Genomic DNA, 22,513 nt, shown 5'->3' with positions numbered 1-22,513 from the left:
TTTAAATTTTAGTGCTCGTCGTGACTGATCAAAATCGCGCCGGCAAGATACACGTAAGTAAGAATCATAAAGATAAATGTTTGCAAGCACGCCATAAACGTAAGCAAGACAAACGCCGGAAGCGCAGCGTAAGACGCAAGAGCAAGTACGACCAAAAGGAACAAGTCATCACCCTTGATGTTACCGAAAAGTCGGAAAGAAAGCGATACGACACGAGATAGATGCGAAACGATCTCGACGATAAACATTATCGGAGCTAGCCATTTGTTTGGTCCCATGAAGTGAGCAAAATACTTAACTACGCCGTTTACGCGGATACCTTCGTAGTGGTAAAACACGAAAACCACGAACGCTAGAGTAAGGGTCAAATTTAAGCTCGAAGTCGGAGCCTCAAATCCAGGTATTATGCCTATTATGTTACTTACAAATACGATCAAACCGATGGTGGCGACTAGCGGCAGGTATTTTCTAGATAGCGCTTCGCTGCCTAGCACGTCCTTGCCCATGGATACGACGCCTTCTAAATACGCTTCGAGGATGTTTTGGGTTCCGCGAGGCACGAGCTGCAAATTTTTAGTTGCAAATTTTGCCACGATAAGTACGATAATCGCGACTAAAACGAGATGTCCCGCGTAATTTACCGCGTGGATAACGTGCTCGTTGTCGGTAAACAAAGAAGCGATCCAACCTGTAAACAAAAACAAATTTTCTTGCATGGATTAACCTTAGATTTATGAAATTTAACGGCAATTTTATCCAAATAAACGTTAAAAGTTTTTTAAGCTTACCTCAAATTTCGCCCAAATTTTAGCTTTTTTGTCAAATTTAGCTCAAATTTCTACGTCGTTTTTTAAAATCAGCACTCACGCGAAAAATCTATCGTAAACAAGCTTTAGTATCGTCGCGCCCACGACGGCCAAAAATACGACTCTAACAAATTTAACGTCCTTTTTCATGACCATGTTTGAGCCAAAATACGCGCCTAAAACCTGCCCTACGCCCATCAAAAGCCCGACCGTCCAAAGTATCTGTCCGCCCGCGATAAAAACGACAAGAGAGACGATGTTGCTGGTAAAATTTAGTATTTTCGTATGCGCGACGGCTTTTTTCATATTTAGCCCGATGAGCGCAACCATCGCAAACGTCCAAAAACTGCCCGCTCCAGGCCCGAAAAATCCGTCGTAAAAGCCTAAAATTAGGCCAAATATCACGTAAAAAGCTCGTGCATTCATGCGGGCGACTCTGTCTTCGTCGCCGACCTTTGGCATCAAAAGCGTATAGATGAAAATCGCTATCAAACAAAATGGGATAATAACGCGCAAAAATTCGGCGCTCAAAAACAAGATAAGGACCGTACCTACGCACGCGCCGATAAAAGTAAAAACGATGCCGATAAAAACTTCGCGGAAATTTATCATGCCTTTTCGGGCGAAATTTAGCGCCGCCGTGAAGCTGCCGAAAGTGCCTTGAAGCTTGTTCGTCGCTAGCGCCATGTGAGGCGGCACGCCCATAGCCATTATCGTGGGTAGCGCGATCAGTCCGCCCCCGCCCGCGATCGCATCTACAAAACCTGCCGCAAAGGCCGCCGCGAAAAATATCAAATATGCCGTAACGCCGAAGTCAAAGTCCATTTTCGCCCCTTTAAATAGCAAAATCATACTACGAAAATTTTAAAAATTTATAAAATTTGGCTTTTTGTTTTACTGCGGTTAAAATTTAACGAAACGGCGGGTAAATTTTACCGAGCGGGGTTAAATTTAGCGGTTTAGGTTGCGGCGCGTTTTGTAAATTTTGCGGGCAAGTTCGGCGATTTTTGAAGTTTTAGATAAATTTTGCAAATTTGAGCTCTATTTAACGACGGTAAATTTGATATAGTTTTTAAAATTTAGCTTGCAAAACCGAGCGGACGAAATTTGGATATTTTAGAAAATTTATTGAGATTTTGCTTTTTCGAGATGCGGGTTTAAAAAACATACGAAACACCGAATTTAAAGCCGCGTTAAATTTGACTGAGTAAGAAAAAGAAGTTCGCCGACTGCCGAGCGCGGCAAATCGGCGAATACGGGATTATTTTATAACGCCGCAAACCATTCTAGCGCCGCCGCCGCCAAGAGGCTTTGGATGGTCGCTGTGGTTATCGCCGCCGACGTGGATCATTAGCGAGTGGCCTTTTAGCTCGTCGATTGTTTTGATTTTCGGAGCTAGGACTGGATAAACCGCGTTACCCTCAGCATCAACGAAAAGCGCAGGTAAATCGCCCTTGTGGCCGCTGTCGTCCCATGCAAACGAGTGTTTTTTGGTGTCGCTTGGATCCCAGTGACCGCCCGCTTTCATGCCTAGGCCTTTTTCATTTGCGCCGCAGTCAGCGTTTTGATGCACGTGAAATCCGTGCGCGCCGCCCTCAAGGCCTTTAAGATTCGGGAATAGCGCCACACCGTAGTTAGTCTCGATCGCTACTACCTCGCCTACGACAGTGTTGCCTTTTTCGCTTAGTTGTTCCATAGTGACGACTAGGTGCTTGCCAGCCTTTGGATCAAAGGCTTTTTCCTCGTGCGCAAGGGCGCTAGTAGCGAGTAGACAGCCTAGAGCCGCGCTAGCTAAAACGATTTTTTTCATTTTTTCTCCTTAAAATGTAATTGCAAGGTAACTATAGCCTAAATTTGATTAATTTAGGCTTTAAATTTTCTTAAATTTAATGCGCCGCAAGGGCTTAAATTTGCCGCTATTTCGCGAGAGAAAAACCCGCCAAATTTACTTTATCTCGCTTAGAATTTGCGCCAGTTCGCCGCTTTGCCCGATGCGGTAGAGCGCGAAGTCATATTTGATCGGATCGGCGGGGTCAAATTCGCAAAGCCTGTCTGTTAGCTCGCGCACAGCCCTAAAATCATAGCTTTTGCGAGAGATCAAGCCCAAATTTAGCGAAACTCGATGTGTATGCACGTCAAGAGGCATGAGGAGCTTGCTTTTTGGCAGGCTTTTAAATAGCCCAAGGTCGATGTCGCTATCTCGCACCATCCAGCGCAGGAACATATTGTAGCGTTTATACGGGCTTTGCGGCGCTTTTTCGTATGGCTTACCAAAGAAAAACTCATACCCCTCCGAGCGGTAAGGGTTTAGCGAGTAGATAAATTTAATAAGCTCGTTTACGCCGTCCACCATCGAGCCGTTTTTTTCAAAGCCCGATCTCACCGCACCTTCGATATCACCGTGCTTTTTTAGGCGTGAAAGGGTGATAAAAATCTGCCTCACGTCCTCGCAGCTTTGAAAGCGGTATTTGTGCTGCGTCAAATTTGAGGCGATTTGCTCCTCGCCTTTATCTAGCAGCGAGAAGTCGAGCGAATTTAGAAAATTTACGATTAGTTTTGCATTGCCGTAAGCAAAAAGCGCGCAGATGAGCGAGATCTCGGGCGTTTTAAATTTGCTGGCAACTTGTAGCGGATCGGCGGCGGCAAACAGGTCTGTATGAGTATTTTTAGAGATTACGTTTTGATCTAGGAATGTTTTTAAGTCCATTTTTAGCCTTTTTGGCCGAGATTTTAAACCAAAAAGGCTAAAATAAATTTAAATTTACTGTTTTAGCGTGAGCAAGGTATCGAGCATCTTTTCTACGGTCGTGATTATTTTAGCCGCCGCACCGTAACTGCTTTGAAAGCGTATGAGGTTTGTCAGCTCCTCGTTTAAATTTACGCCGCTAACCGACTGGTACTCAGACATAGCAACTTTATGGATAGCTGTATTTGCGTCGTTTAGATCGTTATTTGCCTGAGTTTGGCTAGCTAGATCGGTGGTTATATAGCGATAGTAGCCCTCGACGCTCTCCTCCTTGTCCGCATGCTTGTCGGAGTAAAATATGATTTTTTTATACTGCATTTGCACCATATCATTTGCAACTTCGTTGTTGCCAGGAGTCGGGTTTGAGTAGGCTTTTAGCTTGTGCGGATTTTCCATCAGCTCGCTTTTTACACTCATATTTTTCGCGTTTCCGCCTTCAAAAACTCTATTTACACCGATAATACCTGGGAAATTCGTACCCTTATCCACGAAAGCGACGCTGTATTCGCCGGCATTTCTTTTAGCTGTTACGCCAAACGTGCCTTTGCCCGTCGCCGCGTCGTATTGGTAGTTTGCCTGAAAATAATCATCCACGTCGTTTAGCGAGTTATTGTCGCCGTTATCGTCGGTGTCGGAGTTAAAGTCCCGCACGATAGAGTTGCCGCGAGTATTGTCGTTTATAGTAGTAGAGGCGTTTATGTTTATCGTTTTTCGAGCGACCTCTTGGCCTTGGTTGTTATAAACTACGACGTCAAAGCTACCGTGCTTGATGTCGTCGTTAAAATTCATCAGCGTCCTAGAGTCGCTTAGGCCGTCCAGCTCATCGGTCACGGCGTTTTCTACGGCCGATCTCGCGTAGATATTGTTTGTCTCGTTTATGATGCCTTTGGCGAACGTATTTAGGTTGTCGATGTATTTTTGTATCGTTCCGTCTTGAAATTCGCCGTTATCATCCACTCTTCGTCCGCGCAGATCTAGTGCGGCGCCTAGTTTACCGCCCGAGATTCGTCCGTTTAGATCGACTTTCTTGCTATCGTCTCTTTCGAAAAATACACCTTTAAAATCGCTCTTGTCGCTTATCCTATCGACTGTTAGCGGGTGATACGTTGTACCGTCTACAATATTAAAACCAGATATATTTATCTGATGTTTCGTACCCATATCAGTTACGGTCGGATCGATATTGTTACTTTGTAGCTGCCCTTTAAATACGCTTATACCCGCAAATTTAGACATCGCTAGTTCGAGCTGATCGCGTTTGTCGCGTAGGTCGTTTGCTCTAGTAGTGCCGACTGACTCGACACGTACAATCTCTTTATTTATCTGCGCGATTTGCTTGGCGTATTTGTTGATTTCATTTACGGCAACTTCTATCTGCGAGTCCACGTCCTTTTGGATCTTAGTTAGCATATCGTGAGCTTTGTTTATGCTATTTGATAGCGTCGCGGCCGAATTTAGTAGATTTACCTTCTGAGAACCCTCGGTCGGGTTAGAAGCGAGGTTGTTCCATGCATTAAAATAATTTTGCAAATCCCTGCCTATGCCTACGCTTTGTAGATCAGGGAAGCGCTGCGAAATCTCCTCTAAAATTTGCTTTTTATATTCGCTTGATTCTAAATTTATATTTGAAGTTCGAAGTCTAGCAAACGTAAACTCGTCATGCACGCGTACGACCGTATCGACCTTGGTGCCAGTACCGATGTCGCCCGGCATATCGTGAAAAGGCTCTCTGGCAGACTGCACGACGCGCTGTCTAGTGTAGTGCTCGCTGTCGGCGTTTGTGATGTTGTGTCCTGTCGTAGTGATCTGCGTCTGCGCGGCATCTAGGCCGCTAACTCCGATATGTAAAGACGAAAATATATTAGCCATTTTTTAAACCCTTGTTTTAAATAAACTTTCAGGCGTCAAGCCTTCTTTATCGTAGCTGCCAGACTCGCTTTTAAACATGTTTTTTAGCAAGCTATCGAAAAATTCTTTTACTCCGACGACGTATTTTGCGTATTCTTTGTTTTTTGAGTAGAGCTCTTCAAGCTTTGAGCGCATAAGCGCGAGAGATGATTTTACCTCATCGTCAAGGATAGAGCTTAAATTTGCCTCGCCGTTTTCTTTTGAGACTCTTAAAAGCTCTTTATCTAGCAGCGATTTTATAGATTCGAATTTTTTAACCAGCTCGTTTTTGCGTTTGACGCTATCATCGACCTTAGTGTGATCGGCTAGTTTTATCTTTTCTATATCTTCCGTAGTTTGGGCGATGAGCTCGTCTAGCACGCCCATCGCCTCATCTAAATATTTTTTAAGCATTTTTGTCCTTTCTTTTTACGCAAGGACAAAAAATCTTATAAAAGCGTATCGGCAATGGCTTTTGCAGTCTTGGACATATCTAGTTTATATGTTCCGTTTGCGATCTGCTCGGCTATCTTTGCAACCTTGCTTTCTTCTTTGCCTTGTGTTTTTTCCATGTTTTCGCTCTTTTTTACGTCGTTTGAGCGAGTGATTTGCTGCGGGCTCATGCCCAGTTTAGCTCCCAAAGTTCCTATCATTTTAAAGCCTTTTTAGATTTGTTAGAAACTAAATCGGCAAATTTTGATTTTTCTTAAGCCCTTTCTTTCAAATAATTGAATAAAAGTTCACTAAAGCCTAAATTTCCGCTCAGAGCCTTGCTCATCGTATCGTTATACATCGAGTGATAGATCTCGTCACCGGCGTCTTTACCGAATAACGGATTTTCGTCTTTTAGCGCGATATCCAGCACGCTTTTAACTAAAAACGCCTCAAAAGCGTCGGTTTGCTCTTTTAAAAGCGCATCTTGCTCGCTCTGAGGCTTATTTGCGCGCCTATTTTCGATTGAACTAGTGGCAAATTTATTATACGAGCTTAAAGCCGCCGAACTGTCTACGTTTAACATTATATTATCTCCAAATTTACGTGTATAGCGCCTACGCGTTTTAGATTTTCCATTATCGCGATGATATCGCTAGGTGTCGCGCCCATCTTGCTTAGCGCCCTTGCGACGCTAGCTACGGTTGTTTTTTCGCCGCTGATTTTTAGCATATTAGTTAGCGGATCTACCGCTGCGCCGTCTTGTAGATCGATTGTTTGCTGATTTGCCGCCATATCGTCGTATGAGCTAGGCTCTATCTTTATCGTGATATCGCCGTGCGTGATGACGACGGGATCGACGGTGATATTTATGCCGCTTACTATCGTGCCGGTGCGCTCGTCGATTACGATCTTATCTAGCGCTTTATAATCCACGTCCAAATTTAACACCCTAGCTACGAAATCAACCATATTTACTCCGTTTGGCTTAGCGATCCTGATCGTTCTGGAGTCAACCGCTACGGCGCTATCGCCGCCTATATTTAAATTTACCACTCTTTGTATATTTGAAGCGGTGTCGAAATTCGACTCTTTTAAGCTTAAAAATATCGCTTCTTGATTATAGATATCGTACGCGATCTCGCGCTCCACGATTGCGCCGCTTGGGATCGTGCCCGCGGTTACGTGGTTGCCGCCTTTACTTCCGCCTCCGCGAGATGCGGTTTTGCCGCCTATAGTTAGCGAGCCCTGAGCTAGAGCGTAAATGTCGCCGTCCACGCCCTTAAGCGGAGTCATCAAAAGCGTTCCGCCCTGAAGGCTCTTTGCATCGCCGATAGATGATATCACGACGTCGAGCTTATCGCCCTGCCTAGCAAACGGCGGCAGCTTTGCGATAACCATTACCGCGGCGGTATTTTTTGATTTGATGTCGTCTGGCTTGATTTTTACGTTCACGCTTTGAAGCATATTTGAAAGAGACTGGATCGTAAACTCAGAGCTACTGCCGTCGCCAGAGCCGTTTAGACCGACGACCAGACCGTATCCGATCAGCTGATTTTCCCTCACGCCAACGACGTTTGCGATGTCTTTTATCTGCGCCGCAAAAGTCGATATGGCAAGGCTCAGCAAGCATGCCGCTAGTTTCATTTTCGTCCTTAAATTTGTATTTTCAAGGACTAAAAGCAATTAGCATTCCAAATTTGATGCAAGAATTTAAGAATAGTAGCTAAGCGAGGTATTTCCGAATTTTTTAGATTTTAAAAGCGTAAAAGCCCCGATATTTTCGGGTAAATTTATATGGCTAGCATGCTCAAAAGCGATCAGATAAATTTTATCTTTAGGCAAATTTAGCACCAAATTTACGCACTTTTCATAAACGTCCGCAAATCCGTCTCTGATATCAAAAGGCGGATCGAGATACAAGATAACGGGCAAATTTTGCCTCGCGACGATAGCCGGCGTAGTATCAAAAGTATCGCCGTTTATGACCTCAAGCTCGTTGCCGATAAGCTTGGCGTTTCGTAACGCGATCTTGTAGGCGTTTTTGTCGATTTCTACCGCATAGGCCTTTGCCGCGCCGTTACTTAGCGCTTCTGCGGCCATCAGCGCGCTACCACCGAAAGCCTCGATAAAAACCTTACCCGCTAGCTCGTAGCGAAACGAATCAAAAAATGAGCCTTTGACGATGCTTTTTGTGCTTCTTGTAGTTTGAAGCGATGGCAAAAGCAGCTTTTTACCTTTAAATTTGCCGCTTGAAATCGTAGCGTAGAGATTTTTCAACGAGCTTTCCTTAGAATCGCAAGTAGCTCTTCTTTAAATTTATCTATCAAATTTGAAACCTCAGTCTCCAAATTTGAACCGTTTTGCGGCGCGGCTTCTTCTTTTGCGGTCGCGGTCGCGCGAGAGAGCGCAATGGGCTCTGAAAACTGGATCGCCGAGTAAAACTCCTCAAGCGCAGAAATAAGGGCCTCTTTGCTAAAAGGGATTTTTAGATGCGGCGAATGCTCGGCGATCACGAAAACGGGCTTTTTGGTCTCTATCTTTTTGTCCGCCACGATAAAGTCGCAATCTTTTCTAGGCGAGATAAAATCCCTCAAAAATAGCCTTAGCGACTCTCCTAGCAAAATACAGTCGCATTCAAACGAAACTTTCACAAATTCTCCTTTTTCTCGCCTTAATTTAGGCTGGATTTTAACAAATTTATGCGAAAATTTAAATTAAGCAAAAATTTTCCCGAACGGGGCTAAAAAAATTTACAAATTTGACGATATAGAAGCTAGCAAATATTTAAAGGAGAAAATATGGAAATTTTCAAAGTAGCGAGCCAGCCGATGGCAAACGTAGCTACAAGCTCGCACGCACAAAGCTCTACGCAAACCAGAGAGGTCGAAAGGACGCAGATCCAGCAAGATACGACGCGCAATCTAACTGAGCAAAACAACGAAACGCTAAGCAAAGAAGTAAAAGAAGCCACGGAAAAGCTAAATAAACAAATGGAAGATCTAGGCACTAGCATACGTTTTGGTTACAACGACAAAATAGGCGCGATGTACGTAAACGTCATGGAGATGAAAACCGGCGAAGTAATCCGCAAAATCCCGACCGAACAGGCAATGAAGCTAAGCGAATATTTTAGAGAGGCGGTCGGAGTTTTATTTGACAAGGAGAGCTAAAAATGGCACTAGGTAAAGTTTCTTCGCTTGGCTTTGGTAGCCAAGTTTTAACGCAAGACGTTATAGATAAGCTAAAAGCCGCCGACGAAGCGGGTCAGATAAAACCCGTAACTGCTAAAATCACGGCAAATGCGACAAAGCAAAAAGATCTGACCGCTCTAAAAACGCTAATAGGCACTTTTCGCTCCTCAGTTTCAACTCTAGCAGACGATAGCTCATATCAAAAAAGAACCACTAGTTCGGATGGAAAGAGCGCAGATATAAGCGTGAGTGCGGGCGTCGCAGTACAAGATATCGACATAGATGTTAAGCAATTAGCCAAAAAAGACGTTTATCAAAGTACTAAATTTGGCACCTCAAGCTCGTTTATCGGCAAAAACGGAACCTTTGGTATAAAAGTCGGAGACCAAACCTATAAAATCGAGGTTAAAAACTCCACTACGCTAGAAGAGCTAGCCGATAAGATCAACGAGGTCACAAACGGCGCCGTCTCGGCAAAAGCGATGAAGGTTGGCGGCGAAGATCCGTATCAGCTTATATTGCAGTCCAAAGAAACCGGTGCAGAAAATAAAGTCGAGATAACAAATGTCGATAGTGATGGCACAGCCCTAACCGGTGCAGACGACGTTTTGCAAAAATTAGGCTGGGATAGCGCAAATATCGCAAACAACAAAATCTCAACGGCACAAGACGCCGAGTTCGTCTACAACGGCATTACGATAAAACGAAGCGGCAACGAGGTAAAAGATCTAAATTTAGGAATGACGATAAAACTAAAAGATACCGGCAAGACGACTTTTAGCGTCAAAGAGGACACGAGCGCGATAAAAGAGAGCATGCAAAGCATGGTGACGGCGTATAATAATCTCGTAAACAACCTAAAAGTCGCTACCGATTATGATTCGGACACGAAAAAATCGGGCACTTTCCAAGGCGTGAGTGAGATAAATACGATAAAATCGACGCTAAATAAAATTTTATTCGGCAATCAGACCTACACGAAAGATAACGTAACAAAGACAGCAAATTTAGCCGACTACGGTCTAAGTCTAAACAAAGAAGGTTTGCTAGAGCTAGATAGCTCAAAACTCAGCAAAAAACTAGATGAGGATTTGCAAAGCGTCCAAAAGATATTTGCCGGCGGCACTACCTACGGCACGGCTCAGATTCTTAGCTCAAAACCGGTAGATAGCGGCGCGCTCACTATCGGCGGCGATGATCTAGTGATAAACGGCAAAAAGATAAATTTAGCCGCTACGCCTGCGTCAAATTCGGCAAAAGAAAACGCTCTAGCGCTGCTAAAAGCTATAAACGATGCCGGAATATCGGGCGTACAAGCGACGCTAACCGCAAACGAAGACGGCATATCGCTAAAAACTACAAACGGTACGGCAATAAGCATAAAGGGTTCTGGAGCGGCGCTAAACGCCGTGGGCTTTAGCGAATCAACCGTAACACCGAAAAATACGACCGTAAACGGCATCTTTTCCTCGGCGAAAAAGACTATAGATGGGCTAATCAACTCAAAAAACGGCTCTTTAACCAAATACGGACAAAGCCTGATCGAGGAGAAAAAAACGCTCGATGCCGAAAAAGAAAAGACGCAAAAGTCGCTCGATGCAAAATACGCCACGATGGAAGAGCGATTTTTGGCATATGACAAGATCATCAGCAAGTTAAATAGCGAATTTTCGTCGCTGAAATCGATGATCGAAGCCGAATATAACAAGAAATAAAAGGTAAATTTATGCAATACAACACTGCACACGCGGCGTATTCGCAAAACGCGGTAGGCGGCATCGAGTCGCCTACTAAGCTCATCGAGATGCTTTACGAGGGCGTTTTGAGATTTATTTTTAGAGCTAGAAAAGCGATGCAAGATAACGACGTGGAGAAAAAAGTATATTTTATAAACCGCACGAACGCCATCTTTATCGAGCTTCTAAACTCATTAGACTACAACCAAGGTAGCGTCGCGCACTATCTAAGCGGACTTTATACGAGACAGATCCAACTGCTGTCGATGGCAAATATAAACAACGACGAGCAGAGCCTAAACGAGGTCGTGAGCGTAACCAAACAGCTACTTGAAGCATGGAAAGAGACGACTGGCGCGGGGCAAGCCGATGTGGCTGGATGAGCTAAAAATAGCCGTCGCTAGCAATGACGCGGAGACTATCGCGGCACTAGCGGACGAGACTCCTAGTAAATTTGACAGCCTAGAGGATGCCCTGCAAGCTCAGGAACTTCTGGGTGCAGCGATAAATTTGATACAAAAAAACAGAGCCGAGCTCGGCAAAGAGCTAGAAAAACTAAAAAACGTAAAAAAATACATAGCGTCGTAAATAATTTCTCAAATTTACGGCGCTTTTTATCTCAAATTTCCTTCTAAATTTTATCCCACAAAGGCAAAGATATGACGAAAAACGCTATAAAGGACGCTTTAAAAGATAGACTCGGCGCGGAAATAGCGGGCGACTTTAGAGTGCTAAAGGAGCACGAACTAGTCAAATTTAACGATGAAGCGAATTTTGTTTTTGAGGGCGAGAGCGAGATAGTGCGCGAGTTTTATATCTTTGCAGATACTGGCACGGGCGATCTTTGGCTAGCCTGCTTAGATGACGGCAAGGTTGCTTTTTACGACCACGACGCGGGATATCTTTGCGCGTCAAATTTGGTTAAATTTAATCTGGATATGGCAGGCTGGCTTGAAGTCGCCGAGATGTTTGGAAAATTTGAAACCATAAACGAGCCAAACGACGAACAAAAATCTAAATTTAAGCTAGCCGTTAATACTATGTGCCCGCAAATTTTAGAAATTTGGAGTATTTAGGCTCCAAAAACGCGCCTTGCGCCGTTTCAAACTTAAACCCTGTCCGTAGCCGTCAAATTTAAACCCGATTCCGCCTCGCCAAATTTGATCAAATTTTACTCTGCTGCTCGCCGCAAACCTCAGCTTAAATTTGCCAAGCTTCGCAAAACGCGCCGTCCAGATAGCGGTTTATCGCAACCAAACCCACGAATTTAAAAAATCCAAGCTAGCTAAATTTGATGAAATAAAAGTAGTAAAAAGGCATGGCGATAAGCCGAGTTCTGTCGTGAATGATTATTTATCTACTCCAAATTTTACAATTTGGCTCTAGCGAAGGGTTTGACATAAGACTCAAAACCACCCCTTCTTGCTGCGAGTTGGGTTTATATAGCCGCCGCGCTTACACGCCGCGCTGGTGGGCTCTTACCCCGCCGTTTCACCTTTACCGCCAAAGCGGCAGTTTGCTTTCTGTTACACTATCCCTTGGGTCGCCCCAGCCATCCGTTAGATGGAACTCCGTCTTATTGCAGCTCGGACTTTCCTCTTTTGTCTACGCAAAAGCAATCACTTGCCATACCTTGGGCGCGATTATAGCTTTTTCGTGTTTAAGGATAGCTTGGGCTAGATCTTATGATTTTTAATATGCGTAAAAATACGCGTATATCTAAGTTTTGTAGGTACGCAAATTTAACGATCTTGCGTCAAATTTACGTTTTTCATAGACGAGATTAAGCCTTCTTTAAAAACTCCGTCTTTAGCACTATAACGCCCATTTTATCGATCTTGCCTTCGATTTCTTTGTCGTCGTCCGTGATTTTAATATTTTTCACCATGGTTCCGCGCTTTAGCGTCGCGCCCGCGCCTTTTACTTTTAGATCTTTGGTCAAAGTTACGTTATCTCCGGCGTTTAGTTCGGTATCGTTTGCGTCTTTTGGCATATTTTCTCCTTTAAATTTAGCGCTCATTTTACTAAAAAATAAGCAAAAATCAAAATCTAAGCCGCTAAATTTAAAAAAACGAGTTATAGGCGTCAAATTTGTCGCCGTCAAATAAGCTCAAATTTGACGAAACCAAGTCCGCCAAAATTCGCCGTAAACGCGACGAAATCAAAGACTGCGCCAATAAAATTCGGCTTCAAATTTATTCCTCTGTGCAGTCTTTTGCTTTAGATGACCTTACTGGCCCATCTGCTGAAGTCCGGCGCAGCCGATATTATCTCCGCCGTCGCACGCCTTTTTATATAAAGCGCGCGCCTTTTCTTCGTCTTTGCGGTCATATGAGTCGTTTTGATATATCATCGCTAGGTCCCTGCAAGCTCACGGAAGCGACTGACATGCCTGTTCCAGTATCTCCGCCGCAGCATCGACATTGCCCATATCTCTAGCCATGACGCCTATTCGTGCGCACGCGGATGCGTTATTGGCATTACAAGCTTTTAAGAAAAACTGAGCGGCAGTACCCTGATCCTGCTGGACGCCGTAACCTCTCACGTATGCCAGACCCGCCTCCTCGCAAAGCACTGCACTGCCTAGTTCGCAGCCCTTTGACGATGCTTTAAATTTCTCGCTGTGGCGGTTTTCTTGATAAAGACCAAAAGCCTTTTTGCACTGCTCGGTGCTACCCTATTGGCACTCTTTTGCGGCAGTTACCAGCTCTTCGCTATCCTTTGGTCTTTCAGGCGCTTTTAGTACCCTTCTAGGCTTTACCTCCCTGCCTAGTCGTTGCCGCCCTCGTAGCAAGCAGATTTAAAAAGCGCCGTCGCGCTTGCGTAATCGCCTTGCGCCTTAGCTTTTAACGCTTCGCCGTAGTCAGCAGACGGATTTGCCTGAGCAAAAGCAACCAAAATGCCGATCGTCGCAGCACTCAAAAGTAGCTTTTTCATAGCGCCTCCTTTAAATAGATTTATAATGAAATTATAGTACGAAAGGATATGGGAGTGTTAAAATTGGCAGTTTTTATTTTAAATTTTATGGTGAAATTTGTAGCTAAATTTGGACTAAATTTAGCTACAAAACAAGGCTTTAAAATTTTAAAATTTAAGGCAAAAGGAATCAGATTTGACCCTTTTGCCGTTAAATTTAAACAAGCTTTTTGATGACGTCTAGCACGAGATTGCACTTTGGCACGACGGAGCTAGCGTCCATATACTCGTTTTTGGTGTGCATATTTCTGCCCGTAGGCCCTAGTCCGTCAATCGTCGGGCAGCCAGCCGAGGCCGTTATATTGCCGTCGCTTAGACCGCCGGCGTCCACCCAGCTCACCTTTGCGCCCGTTTCTTTGGCGACCTCGTCAAAGACCGCTTTGATCCTCGGCAAATTTTGCTCGTCTATCATCGGCGCTTCTTCGTTGATTAGCGTCTTTTTGTGAGTTACGCCGTTTATAAACGGTTTGCTTAGGATTTCATCCAACTTTTTGTTAAAAAACTCGACCGAGGAGGCAAATTTATACCTCATCTCGCAGGTCACGCTGGCAAACTCGGGCACTACGTTGTGCGCGGTGCCGCCGTTTGTGATGATGGAGTTAAAGGTATGTCCCGCCGCAAAATCAGTCAGCTTTGATAGCTCGACTACAAAATTTGCCGCCTCGACGAGCGCCGAGCGACCGAGCTCGGGATGATTGCCCGCATGCGCGCCCACGCCGTGAAAATCTATCACGTAGGTCATTACGCCTTTTCTAGTCGCCACCATCGAGCCGTCCTCGCGAGCAGGCTCCATCACGAGGCAAAATTTGGACTTTCTCGCGTATTCGCGGATCTTTTCTTTGGTGAAATTTGACCCCGTCTCCTCGTGCGAGTTTAGAAACAAAGCGACGTTGATTTTACTAAGATCAAGCTCCTTGATGACGTAGAGCGATAGTAGCGCGCCGCCCTTATCGTCGATGACGCCTAGCGCATTTACCCTGCCCTCGTTCTGAGTAAAAGGGGTGTTTTGCACCGAACCAACGGGAAAAACCGTATCCATATGCGCAACGAAAAGCACGTCGAATTTCGCAGCGTTCGGATTATTTGAGATAAGTAGGCAGTCAGCGACCTTATCGGTGCCAAGCACGACCTTTTCGTGCTTTAGGCCGAGCTTATCAGCTTTATTTATAAACCACTTTGCGACGCTATTTACACCCTCTATGCTAGACGTCGGACTCTCGATATCGGTTAGCTCCTTTAGCTCGGCTAGATATTGTTTCAGCTCCTCTTGTTTCATGGACTATCCTTTTATACGATGAGACTCATTACAAACATAGCCAGATAGGCGTTTAGGATACATATGCCAAACAGCACCAAGTAGTGCTTGCCCGGGATGCCCAGCACGCCTAGCACGCGACCCATATACTGCACCGTAGAGCCTACTAGCGCCATGCCTGGGATCAGTACTGCGATATCGGGAGCCGTTAGAGTGCCGCCCTGAACCAGCGCCACTAGCACGCCAGCAGACCCTCCCCAGCTAAGAAACGCCGCCATGATAACCGCTATCGACTCGCCCGGAAGCCCAAGCGGCAGCATAACAAAGCCAAGATACTTGCCTATGATATCAAGTGCGCCAGAGACCTTTAGGATGTGTATGATAACAAAAGCCATAAGGACGTTTGGGATAGTGTTGTGAACGGCGATATCCCAGCCCTTTCTAGCGCCTTCTACGAAAACGTCGGTTAATAATTTATTATTAGCTTGCTCGCTCATACTTCAGTCTCCCCGTCTTTTACGAATTTTTTGACGTAAAGTCTCATCAAATTTGCCCCAAATACCTTAAACACCAAAATAATTCCCAAGCCCGCCGCGATAGATATAGGCGCTAGGGCTCCATTTTTGTCCGCAACCAAAAGTAACGGAGCGAAAGATGCTAGGAAATTTGTGATCATCGCGCCCGCGCTAAACTGAAATGCGGCAAATATCAAAAGCTCTTTGTGCGTGATCTTGCCGTCTTGGCGTAAAAACTTTGCCGTGGAGCTACCCGCGTCGGTGCTTTGCGTACTAGCTATGAGCGAGATCGAGCAGCAGCCCGGGATACCGATGAGAGGCTTTAGCACGGGAGTAAGCCAGCGTGAAGCCGCGTAAAGTGCGTAATATCTCTCAAATATCGCGACGAACCCAAGAGCGAGCATGATCGCCGGAACTAGGCTAAGCGCAAATATAAAACCGCCCTTTGCGCTAGTTCCGCCTGCGGTCTTAAACCACTCCGGAAACTGTCCGGTTAACTTACTGAAATCAAAGATACCGCCTGCGACATCCTTTAAGAAACCGCCGAAAAAGACGATAGCTAGGATCAAGGCAACGGTGCCGATCGCTAGCTTTTTGCCGTCGTTTGCCTCTTGCATAAAGCCTCCTTAAAAATAAAGTAAATACATAGGTAATATACAGTCGCGAAGCTTAGGAATGAGTAAAAAGCAGATTAAGATAATGAATAATATTTAGTTATTTTAGTTAATGTTACTTTTAGATACTTTGATTTCAAAACAATCAAATTTAATAAAAATAACCACAAATTTGCAGCTTTAGCAATACGAACCCAAGGCTTGAAGCGATTTGTTTAAAACAGCGATAGGGTTAAAATTTGACGACGATAAAGCAAGCGGCTTAACTAGTAAATTTAAAGTAGAAATTTGCAAATTTAGCGCAATATAACGCCAAATTTTAACATAGAAAGTCAAGGCAAATATCGCGAGATGATTTATGTTTTCTACATCGCTAGGCTCGTAGCCAAATGGAATAAGTAAATTTCGTCCCAAGCTAAGGCATATAGCCTATCGCAGGGCGAAATTTACGTTCTGCTTGCAGTTTGCGAGCAAAGCGGAGCAAAAAGAATTTAAAAGCGCTCGCGAAACAAGCCGCTTATTCCAAATCATTCAAAAATATTTTTGTGTAAAATTTCCTCCAGCACCACCGTCGCGTAGCTTCCTTTTTGTAGCGTGAAATTTATCGTAAAATGAGCCTTTTCCTCGTTGTATTTATAGCTCGCATCCTCCAGATAACACCACGCAAAGCGTCTCGAGCCGGTCATTTTGGCTTTATATTCATTTGCCTGCGCGAAAATTTGATCCTCTACTGCCCTAGCCGCGCCCTGCGCCTCATACGCCTTCGCGCCTGCGATCAGTCCACAGCTAGTGATATCTCTAGCGTCAAAGCGCGCGCCCTCCGCGTCCAAATCCTCGCACAAAAAGCACTTGCCGTGCGGGTAATGCCCCAAAACTTCACCCTCAATAAGCTTAAAAAATCTCTTTTGCGATTTCAAATTTTTCAAAATCACTCCGTCAAGATAAGGGTAAATTTGAGTTAGCTCGCCCAGGCTAAAATCCTTCGCAAACCTCGAAATCTCAACGCGCTTGCTAAGCCATCGGTTAAAAAGATCGCTCTGAAAAGCCGAGATCAAAAAGTCGTTTAGCTTTGGATTTTTGCTCTTTTTACCGTTTACGGTGCCCGATTTTAGCAGCTCCAGCCCGCTTTGCGCATTGTCGCCGTATTTGCCGAAACGCTGATAGCCAAAGTAGTTAGCATAGCCCGTCTCGTCGATGTTTCGCACGGCTTGTTCAAGCTTGGCAGCCTCGCTTGGCATCACTTTTTTTAGGCGGATAAAAAAACTGTTCCCTTTTAGGTGCCCGATGCGAAGCTTATTGTCATGCGCGGCGAGGCTTAAAATTTTCATCTTTTCGTGGCTAAAATTTGCTAGCGCGGCCTCAAATTTACGCGGCATCGAGATAAACTGCGTCGTCATACCCTGTTTGTCTTTTAGCCCCGCGTAGCCAAAATCTCGCATCTTTACGCCGCTAACCTCGCTTAGAGCGTGCAAAGCTTCCTGTGTCGTCATATCTTTTTTGCAAATTTCAACGATGAGGTGCTCGCCCTGCCCGCTAAATGCGTAAAGCGGGATCTCGCGCACCACAAAATCGTCTGAATTTTTACTAAAATACGCGTTAATGGGCGCGTGAGTGAGCGCGTAAAGGGGCTTAAAAATGGTGGTTTCTTGCATTACTTTTAAATTTTCCTTTCGTGATTTTGGCAAAGATCGTGATTTTAGTGCGGGTTTTGCGAGCGAGGCTTAGAATTTTAGCGCGATTTTTCTGACTAAACGTAAATAAAATCTCGTACTCCTCGCCGCTATTTAGCTCGTGTTTGCTTAGCCGTTTGATAAATTTTGCCCCGCAGCGACTCTGCGCGCAAAGCTTGGCTAGATCGGTGCAAAGCCCGTCTGAGACGTCCATGGCGGCGTTTATCTTATTTGCTGCGGCATAGAAAAATTTATCTTTTAAAACAGGCTTTTTAAAGCGAGAATTTGACGCGACCCGCCCGCCGTTTAAAAGCGTCCTAAGCCCCTTGAGGCTCTGACCCAGCTCGCCCGTAAAAGCGACTAGATCGCCTTTTTTCGCGCCGCTTCGTAAAACCGCCTTGCCTCGGAGGCGTGAAATAATCGTAACGCTAAGCAAAATTTTATCGCTGCCGATCGTGTCGCCGCCGATGATAGTGACGCCGTACTCGTCGCAAACGTCCGCAAATCCCTTGCGTAGCGCCGAGATCTGCGCCGCGCTCGTATTTTTGGGTAACCCAAGTCCCAAAAGCGCAAATTTAGGCTCGGCGTTCATCGCGACGGCGTCGGAGAGATTTACGAGCATCGCCTTGCGCGCGATCTCCTCCATGCTAAGCCAGCCTGCTAGAAAGTGCGTCCCCTCGCAAAAAAGGTCCTTGCTATACACCCACCGGCCGCGCTCATGCGCCACTACAGCGCCGTCGTCGCCGATGAAAGAGTTGCTAAATTTATCGATTATCAGGCGTTCTTTATCCATTTTGCGATTTTATAAAATTCGGGCTAAAAAGGCGCTTGAAAAACGAATTTATTTAAGCGGCTCGGCAAATTTAGCCGCTTTTAAATTTACCGAGTTTAAAAATTTATCCGAAAATCTCAAATTTGCTAAACAGCTCGGGTTCGTCTTTTACTATGCCGCGCTTAACGAGACTCTCCACGACGTCGCGGTCGCAGTCGGTTTGCAACGGCCAGCCGCGAGTATAGCCCTCGGCCTCGCCTTTTGCGGTGGCGTCGATGCAGACCGTGCCATCGCGCACGTAAATATCGCGCAAGGCGTCGATGTTATTAGTCACGCGCCAAAGCAGCATATACGGGTTTTCCAGGCGATTTTCGGAGCCGACGAAAACGAGTAGTTTAAAGTACTCTTTAAATTTCAAAAGCTCTTCAAAAACCTCTTTTACGAGACGGTTTTTGTCAAATTTGACGACACAAATCGGAGTTTTGGTATTTGTTTTAAACTGCACGAGCTGCGTTAAATTTGGCTCTATTTCTTTAAATTTAGCCAGCAGCGCAGCGTCGTCCAAAAGCATAGGCGCAGGCACCGAAAAATCCTGCGTAGCGTCAATTCCCAGCTTACCGCCAAAGCACGAGTTCGGGCTCGCGTGATCGAGCTGATCGCACACGCCCTCGCTGATTAGCAGGCTTTTATCGCTGAAACGGTTTAAAATATGCTCCGTAAGCGCGCCATAATCGCTCAAATTTGGCGCATCCTCGCCCACAAAAACCGCGTGCTTTACAAAGCTCATCTGCCCCACGCCCCAAAATGCATGCATCGCCTGCTTGGCGTGCGCTGGATAAAGGGCGTTGATTTTAGCCAAGATTAGGTTGTGAAAGACGCCGTTTTCAGGCATGTTGTAGTCTAGAAGCTCCGGTACCGTCGTGCGCAAAAGCGGCAAGAAAATGCGCTCGGTCGCCCAGCCCATGTACTTATCCTCAAGCGGCGGCTTACCGACCACGGTCGCGTGAAATACGGGCTCACGCTTGCTCGTGATCGCCGTGACCTCCATAACAGGAAACGGCTCCACCGGCGTATAAAAGCCCGTGTGATCGCCAAACGGTCCTTCAAGCTCAAATTTATCCGTATCGACAAAACCCTCGATCACGTAGTCCGCGTCGTGTGGGACGTAAATTTCGTTCGTTAGCGACTTTACGAGTTTGGCCGGCTCTTTGCGGATGAAGCCGTAAAGCAGCAGCTCAAACACGCCCTTTGGCAGCGGCGCTTGAGCGCACCAGATGTAGAGCGGATCGCCCCCTATTGCCACGGATACAGGCATCTTGCGGCCAGCGCGCTTGTATTCGTTAAAGAAATTCGCGCCGTCTTTGTGGATCTGCCAGTGCATGCCGAGGCGATTTTTATCGTAAATTTGCAGTCGGTACATGCCGACGTTTTGCAGTTCGCCGTCAGGGCTTTGCGTATAGACCTGTCCCATCGTGATAAAAGCGCCTCCGTCAAGCGGCCATGTTTTTAGCGCGGGAAGCGAGAATAGATCGACCTCGTCGCCCATGAATTTGACCTGCTGACACTCACCCTCGCCTTTTAATCTTTTCGTGAAAATTTTTCTCATCTCAAACAAATACGCGGCAAAATTTAGCTTTTCGCCAAAGCTTTTAGGTTTTTTAGGCTTTAAAAGCCGCTCGATCTCGCCCGCGATCTCGTCGGGATCGCGTCCAAAAATAAGCTCTAAAGCGCGCTTTGAGCCGTAGATGTTTGTTAGCACTGGAGCAAATTTGCGCCCCGTTTTTTTGCAGACGGGATTTGTAAAAAGCAGCGCCTGCGAGTTTTCGCACTTGACCTCGATGTAGCTCGCGTGCGCGATCTCCAGATCGATATCCGCGGGCTCGTCAATGACGCGCAGCAGGCCGCTGTCTTTTAGAAGCTTGATGTAGTCCATATTTCGCCTTTTTGATTTTTGGGCGATTTTAGCCAAAAATAGCTGAAAAAGGCGAAGCGGAGCATGGAGCGGTTATTTATCGCATGCGCCGATAGCTCGCAAGATGGCGATCATCCCCTCGGCTACCACGTCGTTCGTGATCTTGCCGGCGTCGTTAAAATAGTAAAAATTCATCACTCTAGCGCTAAATTTACGCCCAGTCGCCGCCACACCCGCAAAGTCATGCTCATGCGTACCCGTGCAAAGCCAATACACCGCCACTCAGCGCTCGTCCGCCACCATATCTTGCATCGCCCACTGCACGTCGGGGAAGCTAATCTCGCATCATCTTTACCACCGCGAAGTAAACCTCTCCGCCGTAAAGCGGCTCTGGCGAAGTAAGCGTGAGAAATGGCGCTTTTGGATCCACCAGCTCTTTTAGAGCCGCCATGTCTGCGCTGTTTATAGCTTTTTCAAAGCGCTTCATTGCGGCTTTATTTTGCGATATTTTATCAGCCTTTTGGCTTGCGGCGTTTAGCGCGCTAGGTAGCGCCGCAGCCCCTGAAACGGCGGCAAATTTTAAGAAATTTCGTCTTTTTATATTCTCTCCTTGCGGTTTGTCAAATTTAGATGATATTTGAAATTTAGCAAATTTGGGCTAAATTTGCCATTTTATTGCGATTTTAAAAAATTTGATAGAGAGAAATATGGAAAATTTACCAAAAATAGGCGATCACGTCTTTGTAGATAGAAGCGTGTTTGGCATAAAGCTTTACGAACACCACGGCATCTACGTCGGAGACGATATGATCGTGCATTATAACGGCTTGGCACGTGGGATAGTTTTTGAAAAGAGCTGCTTTGAGGAGATCTTGAGCAACGTCGTGCCGCTAGATAAACGCAATATCGCAAAGGTGGAGATGACTAGCCTTGAGGAGTTTGCTAGCAGCGATACTTGGCAGATAAAAGAGCACGCAAATGCGCCGCTTAGCGGCCAAGATATAGCCCTTTGCGCCAAAGCCCGCATAGGCGAGCAAAAATACAACCTGCTTATCAACAACTGCGAGCATTTTTGCAACGAGTGCGTCTTTGGCGAGCACATAAGCCAGCAGGTGCAACACGCGAAGCAAAATTCTGCGATTTTTAGCGAGATAGAGCCATTTTTAGGGCAGATCATAAGTGAGCTTTTTGGCGCACAGACCAAGGACGAGATCAAAGAAACTCTCGTAAAATCATTTACCGCGCTTGCGCAGCACACCAAAGATAGGGTAGAGAAAAAGGCTCGCGAGATGATAAAAGAAAATAGCGACAAGGCAAATTTGCAAATAGAGAAATTTATGGACAAAAATGCCGAAATGAACGCTATGTTTAAAAATATCGGCGAGGATTTAAAGACAAAGATCGCAAAGGATTTTAATATCAAATTTTAGTCCGACTACGGTTTTAACGTTTGGTCAAATTTAAAAGGTGCTTTTAAATCGTGGCTTTATTTCTCGATATCTTATCCGCGTTTTGGCTTGCAGCATTTAGCACGGTAGGTAGTGTCACGCCTCCTGAAACGGCGACAAATTTTAGAAAATTTAGTTTTTTATCTCTTTTTCTTTTAAAAATATTCATTAAATTTAAACAAACTATTTTTGCACGCTACACTTTAACAGTTCGCCAAATATCTCTTTACAGTATTTCATAAAGCGTTCATTTAGCCGCACGCCTTCTATATTGGCGCTGATGACGCTATCCTCCACTTCAAAAACTATGGTTTTATCGGTGATGGTTACGCATTTGCAAGCGTTGTAGCAAACGTCGCCGTTACACTCCGCATATAGGCCGTTTATATCGGCGTTCTCGTCGTCACCTTTTTTGAGCTTGATCGGTCTTTGAAAAATTATATAGTTTTTGTAGTCGTATTTATCATCTGCAAGACCGATCATATAGTAGTTGTCTTTGCTGTTTTTGGTAGCGGTTACGGCTTTTGCTTTAAAATTTAGCTCAAACACG

31 protein-coding genes, 1 other RNA gene and 1 pseudogene are annotated in these 22,513 nt (G+C 45.4%); 7 read left to right on the top strand and 26 right to left on the bottom strand.

The window, feature by feature from the left end; all coding sequences use genetic code 11:
• Positions 1–8: 8 nt before the first annotated feature.
• From Q0394_RS08170 to Q0394_RS08120, 11 genes are all read right to left on the bottom strand, one after another.
• Positions 9–716: a F0F1 ATP synthase subunit A gene (locus Q0394_RS08170; RefSeq protein ID WP_298946691.1), complete on the bottom strand. Its 708-nt coding sequence runs from the start codon at positions 714–716 to the stop codon at positions 9–11.
• Positions 717–863: 147 nt separating this feature from the next.
• Entirely contained in the window at positions 864–1,631 is a 768-nt protein-coding gene (locus Q0394_RS08165; RefSeq protein WP_002953299.1) for a TSUP family transporter, read from the bottom strand.
• Between the two features lie 436 nt (positions 1,632–2,067).
• The gene (locus Q0394_RS08160) at positions 2,068–2,616 is read right to left on the bottom strand and encodes a superoxide dismutase family protein (RefSeq protein WP_298946689.1); all 549 of its coding nucleotides are present in this window, start codon (positions 2,614–2,616) and stop codon (positions 2,068–2,070) included.
• A 135-nt stretch (positions 2,617–2,751) separates the two neighbouring features.
• Positions 2,752–3,513 carry a TIGR02757 family protein gene (locus Q0394_RS08155; RefSeq protein WP_298946687.1) on the bottom strand — a complete coding sequence of 254 codons (762 nt, stop codon included), beginning with the start codon at positions 3,511–3,513 and terminating at the stop codon, positions 2,752–2,754.
• 54 nt (positions 3,514–3,567) lie between these two features.
• Positions 3,568–5,421 carry a flagellar hook-associated protein FlgK gene (flgK, locus tag Q0394_RS08150; protein ID WP_298946684.1) on the bottom strand — a complete coding sequence of 618 codons (1,854 nt, stop codon included), beginning with the start codon at positions 5,419–5,421 and terminating at the stop codon, positions 3,568–3,570.
• A 3-nt stretch (positions 5,422–5,424) separates the two neighbouring features.
• Complete coding sequence (gene flgN / locus Q0394_RS08145) at positions 5,425–5,853, bottom strand: flagellar export chaperone FlgN (protein ID WP_298946683.1); 429 nt, start codon at positions 5,851–5,853, stop codon at positions 5,425–5,427.
• Positions 5,854–5,888: 35 nt separating this feature from the next.
• Positions 5,889–6,092 carry a flagellar biosynthesis anti-sigma factor FlgM gene (locus Q0394_RS08140; RefSeq protein WP_002953309.1) on the bottom strand — a complete coding sequence of 68 codons (204 nt, stop codon included), beginning with the start codon at positions 6,090–6,092 and terminating at the stop codon, positions 5,889–5,891.
• A 53-nt stretch (positions 6,093–6,145) separates the two neighbouring features.
• Positions 6,146–6,457: a rod-binding protein gene (locus tag Q0394_RS08135; RefSeq protein WP_002953310.1), complete on the bottom strand. Its 312-nt coding sequence runs from the start codon at positions 6,455–6,457 to the stop codon at positions 6,146–6,148.
• A complete protein-coding gene (locus tag Q0394_RS08130) occupies positions 6,457–7,518 on the bottom strand; it encodes a flagellar basal body P-ring protein FlgI (protein ID WP_298946681.1) in 1,062 nt (353 codons plus the stop codon). Before Q0394_RS08130 ends, Q0394_RS08135 begins: the two co-directional genes overlap by 1 nt.
• A gap of 66 nt (positions 7,519–7,584) precedes the next feature.
• Positions 7,585–8,151, bottom strand: a complete 567-nt coding sequence (gene rsmD, locus Q0394_RS08125) for a 16S rRNA (guanine(966)-N(2))-methyltransferase RsmD (protein ID WP_298946679.1) — start codon at positions 8,149–8,151, stop codon at positions 7,585–7,587.
• Positions 8,148–8,525, bottom strand: a complete 378-nt coding sequence (locus Q0394_RS08120; RefSeq protein ID WP_298946677.1) for a hypothetical protein — start codon at positions 8,523–8,525, stop codon at positions 8,148–8,150. Before Q0394_RS08120 ends, rsmD begins: the two co-directional genes overlap by 4 nt.
• A 147-nt stretch (positions 8,526–8,672) precedes the next feature.
• Between Q0394_RS08120 and Q0394_RS08115 the strand changes: the two genes are divergently transcribed.
• The 5 genes from Q0394_RS08115 to Q0394_RS08095 all read left to right on the top strand — a co-directional run bounded on the left by Q0394_RS08115 (position 8,673) and on the right by Q0394_RS08095 (position 11,877).
• Entirely contained in the window at positions 8,673–9,044 is a 372-nt protein-coding gene (locus tag Q0394_RS08115) for a FlaG family protein (RefSeq protein WP_298946676.1), read from the top strand.
• A gap of 2 nt (positions 9,045–9,046) precedes the next feature.
• The gene (gene fliD / locus Q0394_RS08110; protein WP_298946674.1) at positions 9,047–10,780 is read left to right on the top strand and encodes a flagellar filament capping protein FliD; all 1,734 of its coding nucleotides are present in this window, start codon (positions 9,047–9,049) and stop codon (positions 10,778–10,780) included.
• 11 nt (positions 10,781–10,791) lie between these two features.
• Positions 10,792–11,184 (top strand): flagellar export chaperone FliS, encoded by a 393-nt coding sequence (gene fliS / locus Q0394_RS08105; protein WP_004321273.1) that lies wholly within the window; start codon positions 10,792–10,794, stop codon positions 11,182–11,184.
• Positions 11,171–11,389, top strand: coding sequence for a hypothetical protein (locus Q0394_RS08100; protein WP_298946672.1), 219 nt, complete (start codon positions 11,171–11,173; stop codon positions 11,387–11,389). Before fliS ends, Q0394_RS08100 begins: the two co-directional genes overlap by 14 nt.
• Before the next feature lie 71 nt (positions 11,390–11,460).
• Positions 11,461–11,877 (top strand): hypothetical protein, encoded by a 417-nt coding sequence (locus Q0394_RS08095; RefSeq protein WP_298946669.1) that lies wholly within the window; start codon positions 11,461–11,463, stop codon positions 11,875–11,877.
• A gap of 233 nt (positions 11,878–12,110) precedes the next feature.
• On the opposite strand, the gene rnpB is transcribed toward Q0394_RS08095, so the two are convergent.
• From rnpB to Q0394_RS08070, 5 genes are all read right to left on the bottom strand, one after another.
• An RNA gene (rnpB, locus tag Q0394_RS08090) (RNase P RNA component class A) lies at positions 12,111–12,436 on the bottom strand.
• Positions 12,437–12,584: 148 nt separating this feature from the next.
• The gene (locus tag Q0394_RS08085) at positions 12,585–12,794 is read right to left on the bottom strand and encodes an alkylphosphonate utilization protein (protein WP_298946666.1); all 210 of its coding nucleotides are present in this window, start codon (positions 12,792–12,794) and stop codon (positions 12,585–12,587) included.
• 237 nt (positions 12,795–13,031) lie between these two features.
• Positions 13,032–13,154 (bottom strand): hypothetical protein, encoded by a 123-nt coding sequence (locus Q0394_RS08080; protein WP_298055843.1) that lies wholly within the window; start codon positions 13,152–13,154, stop codon positions 13,032–13,034.
• A gap of 18 nt (positions 13,155–13,172) precedes the next feature.
• Positions 13,173–13,376 carry a hypothetical protein gene (locus Q0394_RS08075; protein ID WP_298792513.1) on the bottom strand — a complete coding sequence of 68 codons (204 nt, stop codon included), beginning with the start codon at positions 13,374–13,376 and terminating at the stop codon, positions 13,173–13,175.
• Positions 13,377–13,570: 194 nt separating this feature from the next.
• Positions 13,571–13,738: a hypothetical protein gene (locus Q0394_RS08070; RefSeq protein ID WP_298055837.1), complete on the bottom strand. Its 168-nt coding sequence runs from the start codon at positions 13,736–13,738 to the stop codon at positions 13,571–13,573.
• Positions 13,739–13,792: 54 nt separating this feature from the next.
• Here Q0394_RS08070 and Q0394_RS08065 point away from each other — a divergent pair, with 54 nt between their 5' ends.
• The gene (locus Q0394_RS08065; protein ID WP_298946662.1) at positions 13,793–13,951 is read left to right on the top strand and encodes a hypothetical protein; all 159 of its coding nucleotides are present in this window, start codon (positions 13,793–13,795) and stop codon (positions 13,949–13,951) included.
• Here Q0394_RS08065 and Q0394_RS08060 read toward each other — a convergent pair.
• The 9 genes and pseudogenes from Q0394_RS08060 to Q0394_RS11975 form a co-directional block, all read right to left on the bottom strand.
• A complete protein-coding gene (locus Q0394_RS08060) occupies positions 13,935–15,053 on the bottom strand; it encodes a M20/M25/M40 family metallo-hydrolase (RefSeq protein WP_298946660.1) in 1,119 nt (372 codons plus the stop codon). The two genes, Q0394_RS08065 and Q0394_RS08060, sit on opposite strands and share 17 nt — an antisense overlap.
• Before the next feature lie 11 nt (positions 15,054–15,064).
• Positions 15,065–15,529, bottom strand: a complete 465-nt coding sequence (locus tag Q0394_RS08055) for a YjiG family protein (RefSeq protein ID WP_002950687.1) — start codon at positions 15,527–15,529, stop codon at positions 15,065–15,067.
• Positions 15,526–16,164, bottom strand: coding sequence for a nucleoside recognition domain-containing protein (locus tag Q0394_RS08050; protein ID WP_298946658.1), 639 nt, complete (start codon positions 16,162–16,164; stop codon positions 15,526–15,528). The genes Q0394_RS08055 and Q0394_RS08050 overlap by 4 nt, the downstream gene beginning before the upstream one ends.
• Positions 16,165–16,688: 524 nt before the next feature.
• Entirely contained in the window at positions 16,689–17,813 is a 1,125-nt protein-coding gene (gene truD, locus Q0394_RS08045) for a tRNA pseudouridine(13) synthase TruD (RefSeq protein WP_298946656.1), read from the bottom strand.
• Positions 17,791–18,624 (bottom strand): thiamine-phosphate kinase, encoded by an 834-nt coding sequence (locus Q0394_RS08040; protein ID WP_298946654.1) that lies wholly within the window; start codon positions 18,622–18,624, stop codon positions 17,791–17,793. The genes truD and Q0394_RS08040 overlap by 23 nt, the downstream gene beginning before the upstream one ends.
• Positions 18,625–18,727: 103 nt before the next feature.
• On the bottom strand, positions 18,728–20,536 hold the full coding sequence (locus tag Q0394_RS08035; protein WP_298946652.1) for a menaquinone biosynthesis decarboxylase: 1,809 nt from the start codon (positions 20,534–20,536) through the stop codon (positions 18,728–18,730).
• 72 nt (positions 20,537–20,608) lie between these two features.
• Positions 20,609–20,797 (bottom strand): ester cyclase, encoded by a 189-nt coding sequence (locus Q0394_RS08030; RefSeq protein ID WP_298946650.1) that lies wholly within the window; start codon positions 20,795–20,797, stop codon positions 20,609–20,611.
• Between the two features lie 52 nt (positions 20,798–20,849).
• Positions 20,850–21,002 (bottom strand): hypothetical protein, encoded by a 153-nt coding sequence (locus tag Q0394_RS08025; RefSeq protein ID WP_298946648.1) that lies wholly within the window; start codon positions 21,000–21,002, stop codon positions 20,850–20,852.
• A gap of 36 nt (positions 21,003–21,038) precedes the next feature.
• A pseudogene (locus Q0394_RS11975) lies at positions 21,039–21,152 on the bottom strand (twin-arginine translocation signal domain-containing protein); the annotation flags it as partial.
• A 70-nt stretch (positions 21,153–21,222) separates the two neighbouring features.
• Here Q0394_RS11975 and Q0394_RS08020 point away from each other — a divergent pair.
• Complete coding sequence (locus tag Q0394_RS08020) at positions 21,223–21,945, top strand: lecithin retinol acyltransferase family protein (protein WP_298946646.1); 723 nt, start codon at positions 21,223–21,225, stop codon at positions 21,943–21,945.
• A 201-nt stretch (positions 21,946–22,146) separates the two neighbouring features.
• On the opposite strand, the gene Q0394_RS08015 is transcribed toward Q0394_RS08020, so the two are convergent.
• On the bottom strand, positions 22,147–22,512 hold the full coding sequence (locus tag Q0394_RS08015) for an Imm10 family immunity protein (RefSeq protein ID WP_298946644.1): 366 nt from the start codon (positions 22,510–22,512) through the stop codon (positions 22,147–22,149).
• Position 22,513 lies beyond the last annotated feature (1 nt).

The sequence above is a fragment of the uncultured Campylobacter sp. genome (assembly GCF_938039205.1).
GTDB lineage: Bacteria > Campylobacterota > Campylobacteria > Campylobacterales > Campylobacteraceae > Campylobacter_A.
Note: the sequence above shows the minus strand (reverse complement) of the source record. Positions and strands in the feature narration are given on the sequence as shown.

Coding starts and splice junctions, on each gene's coding strand:
- Q0394_RS08170 (WP_298946691.1), bottom strand. CDS start 716: ATGCAAGAAAATTTGTTTTTGTTTACAGGTTGGATCGCTTCTTTGTTT.
- Q0394_RS08165 (WP_002953299.1), bottom strand. CDS start 1,631: ATGGACTTTGACTTCGGCGTTACGGCATATTTGATATTTTTCGCGGCG.
- Q0394_RS08160 (WP_298946689.1), bottom strand. CDS start 2,616: ATGAAAAAAATCGTTTTAGCTAGCGCGGCTCTAGGCTGTCTACTCGCT.
- Q0394_RS08155 (WP_298946687.1), bottom strand. CDS start 3,513: ATGGACTTAAAAACATTCCTAGATCAAAACGTAATCTCTAAAAATACT.
- flgK (WP_298946684.1), bottom strand. CDS start 5,421: ATGGCTAATATATTTTCGTCTTTACATATCGGAGTTAGCGGCCTAGAT.
- flgN (WP_298946683.1), bottom strand. CDS start 5,853: ATGCTTAAAAAATATTTAGATGAGGCGATGGGCGTGCTAGACGAGCTC.
- Q0394_RS08140 (WP_002953309.1), bottom strand. CDS start 6,092: ATGATAGGAACTTTGGGAGCTAAACTGGGCATGAGCCCGCAGCAAATC.
- Q0394_RS08135 (WP_002953310.1), bottom strand. CDS start 6,457: ATGTTAAACGTAGACAGTTCGGCGGCTTTAAGCTCGTATAATAAATTT.
- Q0394_RS08130 (WP_298946681.1), bottom strand. CDS start 7,518: ATGAAACTAGCGGCATGCTTGCTGAGCCTTGCCATATCGACTTTTGCG.
- Q0394_RS08115 (WP_298946676.1), top strand. CDS start 8,673: ATGGAAATTTTCAAAGTAGCGAGCCAGCCGATGGCAAACGTAGCTACA.
- fliD (WP_298946674.1), top strand. CDS start 9,047: ATGGCACTAGGTAAAGTTTCTTCGCTTGGCTTTGGTAGCCAAGTTTTA.
- fliS (WP_004321273.1), top strand. CDS start 10,792: ATGCAATACAACACTGCACACGCGGCGTATTCGCAAAACGCGGTAGGC.
- Q0394_RS08100 (WP_298946672.1), top strand. CDS start 11,171: ATGTGGCTGGATGAGCTAAAAATAGCCGTCGCTAGCAATGACGCGGAG.
- Q0394_RS08095 (WP_298946669.1), top strand. CDS start 11,461: ATGACGAAAAACGCTATAAAGGACGCTTTAAAAGATAGACTCGGCGCG.
- Q0394_RS08085 (WP_298946666.1), bottom strand. CDS start 12,794: ATGCCAAAAGACGCAAACGATACCGAACTAAACGCCGGAGATAACGTA.
- Q0394_RS08080 (WP_298055843.1), bottom strand. CDS start 13,154: ATGATATATCAAAACGACTCATATGACCGCAAAGACGAAGAAAAGGCG.
- Q0394_RS08070 (WP_298055837.1), bottom strand. CDS start 13,738: ATGAAAAAGCTACTTTTGAGTGCTGCGACGATCGGCATTTTGGTTGCT.
- Q0394_RS08060 (WP_298946660.1), bottom strand. CDS start 15,053: ATGAAACAAGAGGAGCTGAAACAATATCTAGCCGAGCTAAAGGAGCTA.
- Q0394_RS08055 (WP_002950687.1), bottom strand. CDS start 15,529: ATGAGCGAGCAAGCTAATAATAAATTATTAACCGACGTTTTCGTAGAA.
- Q0394_RS08050 (WP_298946658.1), bottom strand. CDS start 16,164: ATGCAAGAGGCAAACGACGGCAAAAAGCTAGCGATCGGCACCGTTGCC.
- truD (WP_298946656.1), bottom strand. CDS start 17,813: ATGCAAGAAACCACCATTTTTAAGCCCCTTTACGCGCTCACTCACGCG.
- Q0394_RS08040 (WP_298946654.1), bottom strand. CDS start 18,624: ATGGATAAAGAACGCCTGATAATCGATAAATTTAGCAACTCTTTCATC.
- Q0394_RS08035 (WP_298946652.1), bottom strand. CDS start 20,536: ATGGACTACATCAAGCTTCTAAAAGACAGCGGCCTGCTGCGCGTCATT.
- Q0394_RS08025 (WP_298946648.1), bottom strand. CDS start 21,002: ATGAAGCGCTTTGAAAAAGCTATAAACAGCGCAGACATGGCGGCTCTA.
- Q0394_RS08020 (WP_298946646.1), top strand. CDS start 21,223: ATGGAAAATTTACCAAAAATAGGCGATCACGTCTTTGTAGATAGAAGC.